Genomic DNA, 8,208 nt, shown 5'->3' with positions numbered 1-8,208 from the left:
GCTGCGGGTTTGAGTTCCGATTTGCTCGAACGGGCGGCAGACGTACAAATTAAGGAAGGACGCAAACTGATTTTAGTGCCGCGCGAAACTCCTTTGAGCTTGATTCACCTGCGAAATTTAACGGCATTGGCAGAAGCTGGCGTGCGAATTGTTCCGGCGATTCCCGCTTGGTACCACAACCCACAGTCGATCGAAGATTTAGTTGATTTTGTGGTGGCGCGAGCGTTAGATGGGTTCGATATCGATTGCGTTCCTCTGACTCGATGGAAGGAAGACACTGCGATCGCCCAAGAGTGAAAAAAAGTAATGCACGATCGACGCTCGTTTGTCAATCGTTTATCTCCCCGCGTCCCTATTCTTTCCATCTCCCCGTAAGCTTGAGAAGTTATACCGACCGAAAAAATAACAAACCCGATCGCAAACGATCGGCTTGCTATCGTAGGTAATGTAGTTTGCATCAATTCCCAACGCGATCGTGCTCCTAAAACTTCTCTCGCAATTTTTAGCTCCCAATTCCGATGGGAGCAACCCATCCCACTCCTGCTCGGTTCTCGACCTGGATACTTCGATCGATCGATCGCCACCCATTTGCGCCGAAGCTCTTTGCGAACTGCTTGACTGGACTGGCAATGCCTCGAGAGACGATCGACTTTCTGCCGAAGGTCTAGAGGAAATTTTGCGGTATATTGACAACGGATAGACGGCGATCGAACTCTCAGCATATGCCAAAAAAGCAAAAATTTCCCCACTTGCTCGGTTCTAAGTGGACTGCCCGAGAGAAAACTTGGGGCTGGCGACATTTTCAAGTCGTCAATCGGCAAGATCGAGGGGCATGGGTCTTTGCAGAAATGGTTGCTTCTTGCGATCCAAACGTCCGCTTTTGGCTCAATGCCAAGCTTCTTAAAGATCGTTCTCAATGGAATGCGGGTTGGAAATCTCTAAAAGAGTCCGAAGAAACTGAAGAAACCGAGCCATTCGAGGTTGAGCCTTAATGGGGGGCGATCGAGGAAAAAGATAGAATAGGCGATCGTATTGGTTGTCAGTCTGCTTCCCGTCATGACGAACCACTGCCTGTAGATAGAAATGTCGGCTTCGGCTTTAAATTTTGCCGTCAAAGCGCTGGTACCAGATAATATATCCCGATACGGTCGCGACCAGAGCAATACCGCCTCCCACCCAACCCAGCATGGGATCGTAACCGCTACGGCTGAGGGTTTCTATCCAGACATGGGTGCGATCGGAATCAACCACCCAATTGGCAACGAGGGGAAAGAGATACATCAACGCTGCACCCACGACCAGCCATCCGACCATTGAGGTCAGAAGAAAGATTGTTTTGGCTTTAGATTGGCTGCCCATGTGCGATCGCGGTAAAGAACTACTGTTGAGGTTAGCACGGGTTATAGGTGATTCAGCGCAAATATCGCTAAAACCATGCGTAACGACGGATTGTGACGTTATTAGGCGATCGTCAGACTTACGCCTACACGCTATATATAGTTTATGTAGTTGCTGTGGTGTGCTTTGTGCCTCAACGCACCCTACAAATAGAAAGCTTTGCGAAAGCCCTCGATCGTACTCTTTCGTGCCGATCCGACAGATCGCCACAGAGCGATTAGATCCCGAAAAAGAAAAAACCCCTTATTTTGAAGAAATAGGAGTTTTTCTAAAGAGCGATGGGACAGATGAGTTTAGTTCGAGACTTCAGACAGTTCGATCGTTCGTCCTTGTAAATCTTTGATTAAAAAGTTCAATGGTTTGTCGCGGCGAATTTTGTACTTCGTGCCTTGGATTTGCGCCCGCATCAAGACTTCTTCGAGGCATTCGCGATCGAAACAAACATGGCGGTGGCGATTGTTGCTACCCAGACTCGCCCCAGAAATAATATGAAGTTGAGTATTCTTTTTGAGCTGATACCAAAGTCCTTCGGGAATATCGTTAGCTCTGGGGGCTGTCGCGCTCAAATCGGCCGACATATAGAGTGGGTCGATTCCCGAGGTCCCCAGGGTTTGCTCGTAATTGTAATAATAATGTAGGGGAACATCAGCGGCCGGGAGTTCAAACAACCCTTCATACAACTGCTGCGCGGTTTCCAAATCCGAGACCATCATCGTATAGACTTTGGGGGCGCTGGTTAAGAACATCCACATCGCCACGCCGTAAGCGGCCAGCAGCATCACCATAATCCCCTGGGTGGAGAATAAGGCATCGAGGGGTAATGCCGCTAAATACGGACTCGGACTCGGAAGATCGATTGCTGCTAAAATCATGAACTTATAAGCGTCTTCTGTTTTACAGGTCAGGACTTTGTCGGTTGCTCTTAACTTTAATTGTATCAAGTTGTTTTCAGGCTTGGAGACAGTAAGTCCCGAAACCCATGCTGCCAGAGACTTTTCAGGAACGTTACGATCTCCTCAAACAAAAGTTGACCCAATTATCCACATCTCTAGATGCCGGAGAAATCGCGGGTGGGGAACTCAGCGCAGAGATTGCCCGGCTTCAAAGTTTTTTCAACCAACAAGTCCTATCATTGCCGTTTTCTCAACTCACGGCGACCGACTTTGCTCGAACCAAGTCCTACAACACGGAGTTACACAAACAACTGCGACTGCTGGCAACCGATGCAATGTTTCTGGGATCGGCCAAGCAGGCGGTCACGGTCGAACGGCGAAAAGGGCAGTTACACGATCGGCTCGCGACTCTGGTACGCTACTGTGATGTGGTATTGAACTCTTCTCCCGAATAAGCGAGCGTGCCGATGGCGGTTTGCCTGCAAATGCACCAGATCGATCGTGGAGGAGGGTACAATTTCCAAGTCTTTTCACTCGTTGGGGTAAGGAGCTGAAAATCTGTGAGATGTCCCAAAGATAATAATTCAACCCTGATCGATCGCACCCTAGATGGGGGTCTTGCGGTCCAATACTGCCCCAGTACGGAGGGTCAGTGGATTCGTGACCAAGAGTATCGAGCTTGGCTGGAAAACCAAAACGCAGAACCTGACGCAACGTTGGTGGCACAACGGTTGACCTCTTTAGAATTCGATCCGGCGGCGGAAGACCTCAAAGCGGCATTATGTCCGGAGTGCGGTCATTATCTCACCCGCGCCAAGGTGATGACTCGGAAGTCATTTTTCGTCGAACGCTGCGGCAAGTGCGGCGGAATTTGGTGCGATCGAGGAGAATGGGAAGCTCTACAAATGTTGGGATTGCATACTCGACTCGACGAACTCTTTTCTGGGGAATGGCAGACCCTCGTCCGGGAACGGCAACAAAGCGATCGGCAACGGGAAGCCACGATCGATAAACTTGGAAGCGATCTGGCCGGACGTATTTTTGACTTGGCTGAAGCGCTCAAAGCCCACCCAAATGGGGATTTTGGAGTTGCTTACTTAATGCAGCAATTTAATAAGGCTGAATAGTTAACGGTTCGTAGTTAATGGTTGCACGAGAAAACCCAGACCATCCACAAAATCCAACGGATCTGCTCTTTGATATCGATAATTTGCGGATTACCTATCCCGGTACAACCGATCGGGCGGTGGATGGGGTATCCTTGACGCTACAACCGGGAGAACGACTGGGATTGGTGGGAGAGTCCGGTTGTGGTAAATCGACCTTGGGACGGGCGGCGATGCGATTGCTGCCCGAATCTACACAAATTGAAGGGCGAGTGAGGTTTCAAGGGCAATCGGTTTTTGACTTGAACCCCACCCAGTTGCGAAAATTCCGGGGGGAGGCGGTGGCGCTGATTTTCCAAGATCCGATGACGCGCCTCGATCCGTTGATGACCATTGGGGAACATTGCATCGAAACCCTGCAAGCGCACCAACCCCAACTGACGCGGAAACAAGCCAAGCAAAAAGCGATCGAAACGTTAGAGGGGGTGAATATTCCCGCAAATCGCTGGTCGCAGTATCCCCACGAGTTTAGCGGTGGAATGCGGCAACGAGTGGCGATCGCCCTAGCGTTACTTGTCGAACCGAAATTGATTGTCGCTGACGAACCGACGACGAGTTTGGATGTGACGGTATCGGCGCAAATTTTGCAGGAGTTGACGCGGCTGTGTCGCGATCGGGATTTGGCCCTGTTGCTGGTGTCCCACGATTTGGCGATGGTGGGGGAATATTGCGATCGAATTGCGGTGATGTACGCCGGAAAAGTGGTGGAAACCGGACCGGTGGCAACAGTACTGAAACATCCCCAACACGAGTACACCCGATCGCTGCTGGAGGCGGCATTGCACCTACAAGCAGCTAGCGAGAATGTAAAGCCACAGAATGTAAAGCCACAACCATCGCCAACTTCTGCACCGTTGCTGCGAACGATCGACTTGCAACAGCACTACACCATCGAGTCAAACCCGATCGAACGCCTATTCTCCCAGGAAGATCGCGCGATTCGGGCAGTGGATGGGGTGACGCTAGAACTTTACCCCGGCGAAACCTTGGGATTGGTGGGAGAGTCGGGGTGCGGCAAAAGTACCCTCTCCCGAACGATTCTACAGCTCGTGCGCCCGACCGGGGGAAGCGTAGAGTTTATGGGAGAAGAATTGACGGGGCGATCGCGCCGCGAGATAAACGGCAAACGTCGGCAAATGCAGATGGTATTTCAAGATCCCCATGCCTGTTTGAATCCGATGATGACGGTGGGCGGGAATATTGCCGATCCCCTTTTCATCCATAACTTGGCAACGGCGAAGGAGGCTAAAGCCCAAGTCGAACAAATGCTCGATCGGGTCGGATTGGTTCCGACCTCCGATTTTTACGATCGCTACCCGTCTCAACTATCCGGGGGACAGCAACAGCGAGTGGCGATCGCCCGATCTCTGATTACTCGTCCCCAGCTCGTGATTTGCGACGAACCGGTCAGTATGCTCGATGCCAACGTGCAAACCCAAATTCTCGAACTGATGTTGCAATTGAAGCAAGAGTTTAACCTCACCTATTTATTTATTACTCACGATTTGTGGGTGGCTCGTTTTTTCTGCGATCGAATTGCGGTGATGAATCGAGGAAAAATTGTGGAGATGGGTAACACGTTCGATCTGTTTAATGCTCCCCAGAATTCTTACACTCAAATTCTTTTACAAGCAGCACCTGTGCTCGAAGGGCTTTAGGTTCGTTAGTACAAGCGAGATCGGTCCTCAGCTACGAGCTAATCAGCCAGACGGGCAAATATCTCTCAAACCTCCCCAACCCTCGTTTTAGTCTTTTTAGGAGAACTTCTAAAGTCTTCCCTACTAGGGTTTAATGAAGACGGGAGTCAGCAATATCCCGAATCAACGAGACTTTTGAGCCGAGGTAGTTATTCAAAGCACAAACTTCTTCCCCGCTGAGCAAAATATTGCGATCGACGTGCTGCAAGAGTCGCTTGACCAACATTGGGTCAGAGAGGTTCAATAGGTCGCGAGGAGATGTTGCTTCGACAGCAGCCCACATCAATCGCAATATAGAAGAGCTAATTGGCATTGAGAAAAATCCTCCACCATTTAATGGGTGATTATGAGATTTGCTTTGGACTGAGTTTTTCTTTAGATTTGCTTAACAATCTATCACAGTCTTGAGATTGTCTTTAGATTTGCTTAACTAATCTCAATATTTTGATACACTGCAATAGAAGCCACCGTGCAGTCCCTCGGAATGAAGTTTGTCACACAAGCTTCAAACGCAATACAAAATCGTTCGTCGATCGAGCGATCGCATTGCCCCTGCCAGGAGAGGACCGCAATGGCTGAGTTCCCTCGATTGCCTTTGAGTCATCTCGCTATGAGTGGGTTTGAACCCAGCAAGATCCCGAAACATCGCCTCAGCGAAGTCGTCCCCGAACCCGTCTGCTTCGCCGGTTCGATTCAACCCCATGGCGTTCTCTTAGCGCTAAGCATTCCAGAGCGAGTGGTGGTGCAAGTCAGCGCCAACATTCAGGACTATTTTGACATTTCACCCCAAGATTTACTCGGTCGGCCCCTAAGCGTACTATTGGATGAAACAGAAATTGAAGCGATCGATCGAGAATTGAAGCACGCGGGTCATTTGAACAAGTCATCCGCGCGCATTAACCGAGACCAACAGCACTTTCACATCACGGCGTACCGAACCGCCACCGCGATCGTTCTGGAACTCGAACCCGCATCCATTCAACTAGACGCTCGTCAGATGCACGCGCGGGTAAACCAGGCAATCGCCCAACTACGAAGAGTTCCCGACTTGACTGAATTTCTCCAAACGGCTGCTGCTACAGTTCGCGGCATGACCGAGTTCGATCGAGTCATGGTCTATCAGTTTGACTCCCAAGGCGCTGGAGCGGTGGTGGCCGAAGCCAAGCGGGACGACTTACCGCCCTACCTCGGCTTGCACTATCCAGCAACAGATATTCCAGAACCCATTCGGGAACTGTACCGACGAGGATTGGTGCGCTACATTCCCGACTTAAGCGCACCTTGGGTTGAGTTTATCTCGACGGAGAATTCAATCGCCGTACAACCACTTGACTTGAGTTCGTGCGTGTTGCGCGGGGTTGACCCCTGCTGCGTTGAATACCATCGCAACATGGGAGTTGCTGCAATACTGGTTATCGCCCTAGTTCGGGGCGACACTTTATGGGGACTCATCTCCTGCCATCATCAGACTCCCAAATTTATCGATGGTGACGTTCGCGAAAGTTGCCAAATCTTGGGGCAATTAATCGCTTCGGAGTTGGCGAATAAGGTTAATACCGAAGAACTAGACGAGCTGACGCGGCTGCGATCGCTCTTAACGGAATTCATTCAATCCATTGCCGAAGTTGATGACTTGAAACAAGCGCTGGTTAACCCCGCCCCACGCCTGTTGGATTTGGTGAGTGCCCAAGGTGCTGCTGTTTGTTTAGAGGATGAAATTACCCGAGTCGGTCAAACTCCCTCCCAGGATCGAATTCGAGAGATTGTTGACTGGATTGAGACTCAACCTTCTTTCCCCTCTAGTTTCTCCCTACCGGCTTCTGCTCCAGACAATGTGTTATTCTGCACCGATTCCTTGCCAAAGATTTACCAAGCAGCAGAAGCATTCAAAGACAGTGCTAGCGGTCTGCTCGCGTTACAGATTTCTAAAGTTCGACGCTACACCATCCTCTGGTTTCGTCCAGAAGTTCTGCAAACCGTGAACTGGGCGGGCGATCCAAACACATCCCTCACCGTGGCAGCCGATGGCAGCGTCACCCTTTGTCCCCGTCAATCTTTCGATCGATGGCAGGAAATCGTGCGGTTTACATCATTGCCCTGGAAACACTGCGAACTGGAAAATGCCTTAAATCTGCGCAGTGCGATCGTCGGTATCGTTCTTAAGGGAGCTGATGAGCTAGCCAGAGTCAATCAAGAGTTAGAGCGCAGCAATCGAGAACTTGATTCTTTTGCCTATGCTGCTTCCCACGATCTCAAAGAACCGTTGCGGGGCATTCATAACTACTCGAATCTCTTGCTAAGAGGGTACTCTGAAGTCCTCGACGATGTTGGTCGATCTCGGCTCCGAACCTTGACTCGCCTCACCCGTCGCATGGAAACCCTCATCGACGCGCTACTTAAATTCTCCCGCCTGGGACAAGCCGAACTCAATATTCATCCCACGGATCTAGATCGACTGTTGCATCAAGTGCTCGAAGAGCTATCCATCGGTCGTCCTCATCAGCAAGCCGAGATTCGCATTCCTCGATCGCTCCCCACGGTTCACTGCGATTCGGTCTTGATGCGCGATGTGCTCGTCAATCTACTGAGCAACGCACTCAAATATAACGATAAGTCCCAACGATGGATCGAGATCGGCTATATCGAATCGGAATCAGAAACCGCGCGTCAAGGGCCAGAAGCATCCAAAAATCTACACCCAGAAATTTTCTACGTCCGCGATAATGGTATTGGAATTCGAGAACGGCATCTCGATCGCATCTTTAGCTTGTTTAAGCGGCTACACGAGCAACATCTGTATGGAGGCGGCACTGGAGCGGGATTGACGATCGCCAAAAAGATTATCGAACATCACGGTGGGCGAATTTGGGTAGAATCGACTGACGGTGAAGGTTCGACGTTCTATTTCACTTTGAACTAAAAACCGAGAACTAAAAAAACGAATTTCATTAGATATGCACGGTAGGATAAGCTGTTATCTATTTCAAGTGCGATCGATCGGACATCGCGCTATACCCTACACCCCAAAACCTTTTCCTCAATCTCGATCTTGCC

General features: G+C 50.2%; 10 protein-coding genes. 7 read left to right on the top strand and 3 right to left on the bottom strand.

The window, feature by feature from the left end:
• From IQ235_RS00740 to IQ235_RS00730, 3 genes are all read left to right on the top strand, one after another.
• A partial coding sequence (locus tag IQ235_RS00740) for a flavoprotein (protein ID WP_405196624.1) occupies positions 1 to 297 on the top strand: 297 nt, incomplete at its 5' end.
• A 178-nt stretch (positions 298 to 475) separates the two neighbouring features.
• On the top strand, positions 476 to 700 hold the full coding sequence (locus IQ235_RS00735) for a hypothetical protein (protein ID WP_264319580.1): 225 nt from the start codon (positions 476 to 478) through the stop codon (positions 698 to 700).
• A 22-nt stretch (positions 701 to 722) separates the two neighbouring features.
• Positions 723 to 992 carry a TIGR02450 family Trp-rich protein gene (locus IQ235_RS00730; RefSeq protein WP_264319579.1) on the top strand — a complete coding sequence of 90 codons (270 nt, stop codon included), beginning with the start codon at positions 723 to 725 and terminating at the stop codon, positions 990 to 992.
• A gap of 106 nt (positions 993 to 1,098) precedes the next feature.
• On the opposite strand, the gene IQ235_RS00725 is transcribed toward IQ235_RS00730, so the two are convergent.
• Both IQ235_RS00725 and IQ235_RS00720 read right to left on the bottom strand, forming a co-directional pair.
• Entirely contained in the window at positions 1,099 to 1,359 is a 261-nt protein-coding gene (locus IQ235_RS00725; protein WP_264319578.1) for a hypothetical protein, read from the bottom strand.
• Positions 1,360 to 1,691: 332 nt separating this feature from the next.
• The gene (locus tag IQ235_RS00720; protein WP_264319577.1) at positions 1,692 to 2,270 is read right to left on the bottom strand and encodes a VOC family protein; all 579 of its coding nucleotides are present in this window, start codon (positions 2,268 to 2,270) and stop codon (positions 1,692 to 1,694) included.
• Positions 2,271 to 2,377: 107 nt separating this feature from the next.
• On the opposite strand from IQ235_RS00720, the gene patD reads away from it, so the two are divergent.
• From patD to IQ235_RS00705, 3 genes are all read left to right on the top strand, one after another.
• Entirely contained in the window at positions 2,378 to 2,746 is a 369-nt protein-coding gene (patD, locus tag IQ235_RS00715; RefSeq protein WP_264319576.1) for a heterocyst frequency control protein PatD, read from the top strand.
• 105 nt (positions 2,747 to 2,851) lie between these two features.
• Positions 2,852 to 3,418 (top strand): zf-TFIIB domain-containing protein, encoded by a 567-nt coding sequence (locus IQ235_RS00710; protein WP_264319575.1) that lies wholly within the window; start codon positions 2,852 to 2,854, stop codon positions 3,416 to 3,418.
• Between the two features lie 17 nt (positions 3,419 to 3,435).
• Complete coding sequence (locus IQ235_RS00705; RefSeq protein WP_264319574.1) at positions 3,436 to 5,115, top strand: dipeptide ABC transporter ATP-binding protein; 1,680 nt, start codon at positions 3,436 to 3,438, stop codon at positions 5,113 to 5,115.
• Positions 5,116 to 5,245: 130 nt separating this feature from the next.
• Here the strand turns inward: IQ235_RS00705 and IQ235_RS00700 are convergent, their stop codons facing one another.
• Complete coding sequence (locus tag IQ235_RS00700) at positions 5,246 to 5,467, bottom strand: hypothetical protein (protein ID WP_264319573.1); 222 nt, start codon at positions 5,465 to 5,467, stop codon at positions 5,246 to 5,248.
• 258 nt (positions 5,468 to 5,725) lie between these two features.
• Here IQ235_RS00700 and IQ235_RS00695 point away from each other — a divergent pair, with 258 nt between their 5' ends.
• Positions 5,726 to 8,074 carry an ATP-binding protein gene (locus IQ235_RS00695; RefSeq protein WP_264319572.1) on the top strand — a complete coding sequence of 783 codons (2,349 nt, stop codon included), beginning with the start codon at positions 5,726 to 5,728 and terminating at the stop codon, positions 8,072 to 8,074.
• Positions 8,075 to 8,208: the final 134 nt, after the last annotated feature.

The sequence above is a fragment of the Zarconia navalis LEGE 11467 genome, from assembly GCF_015207075.1.
In the GTDB taxonomy this organism is placed as follows: domain Bacteria; phylum Cyanobacteriota; class Cyanobacteriia; order Cyanobacteriales; family Geitlerinemataceae; genus Zarconia; species Zarconia navalis.
The sequence above is the reverse complement of the archived record's forward strand: the minus strand, read 5'-3'. Positions and strand labels throughout refer to the sequence as shown.

What these genes read in the sequence shown, in the direction of transcription:
- IQ235_RS00730 (WP_264319579.1), top strand. Translation starts at nt 723, where the DNA reads ATGCCAAAAAAGCAAAAATTTCCCCACTTGCTCGGTTCTAAGTGGACT.
- IQ235_RS00725 (WP_264319578.1), bottom strand. Translation starts at nt 1,359, where the DNA reads ATGGGCAGCCAATCTAAAGCCAAAACAATCTTTCTTCTGACCTCAATG.
- IQ235_RS00720 (WP_264319577.1), bottom strand. Translation starts at nt 2,270, where the DNA reads ATGATTTTAGCAGCAATCGATCTTCCGAGTCCGAGTCCGTATTTAGCG.
- patD (WP_264319576.1), top strand. Translation starts at nt 2,378, where the DNA reads ATGCTGCCAGAGACTTTTCAGGAACGTTACGATCTCCTCAAACAAAAG.
- IQ235_RS00705 (WP_264319574.1), top strand. Translation starts at nt 3,436, where the DNA reads ATGGTTGCACGAGAAAACCCAGACCATCCACAAAATCCAACGGATCTG.
- IQ235_RS00700 (WP_264319573.1), bottom strand. Translation starts at nt 5,467, where the DNA reads ATGCCAATTAGCTCTTCTATATTGCGATTGATGTGGGCTGCTGTCGAA.
- IQ235_RS00695 (WP_264319572.1), top strand. Translation starts at nt 5,726, where the DNA reads ATGGCTGAGTTCCCTCGATTGCCTTTGAGTCATCTCGCTATGAGTGGG.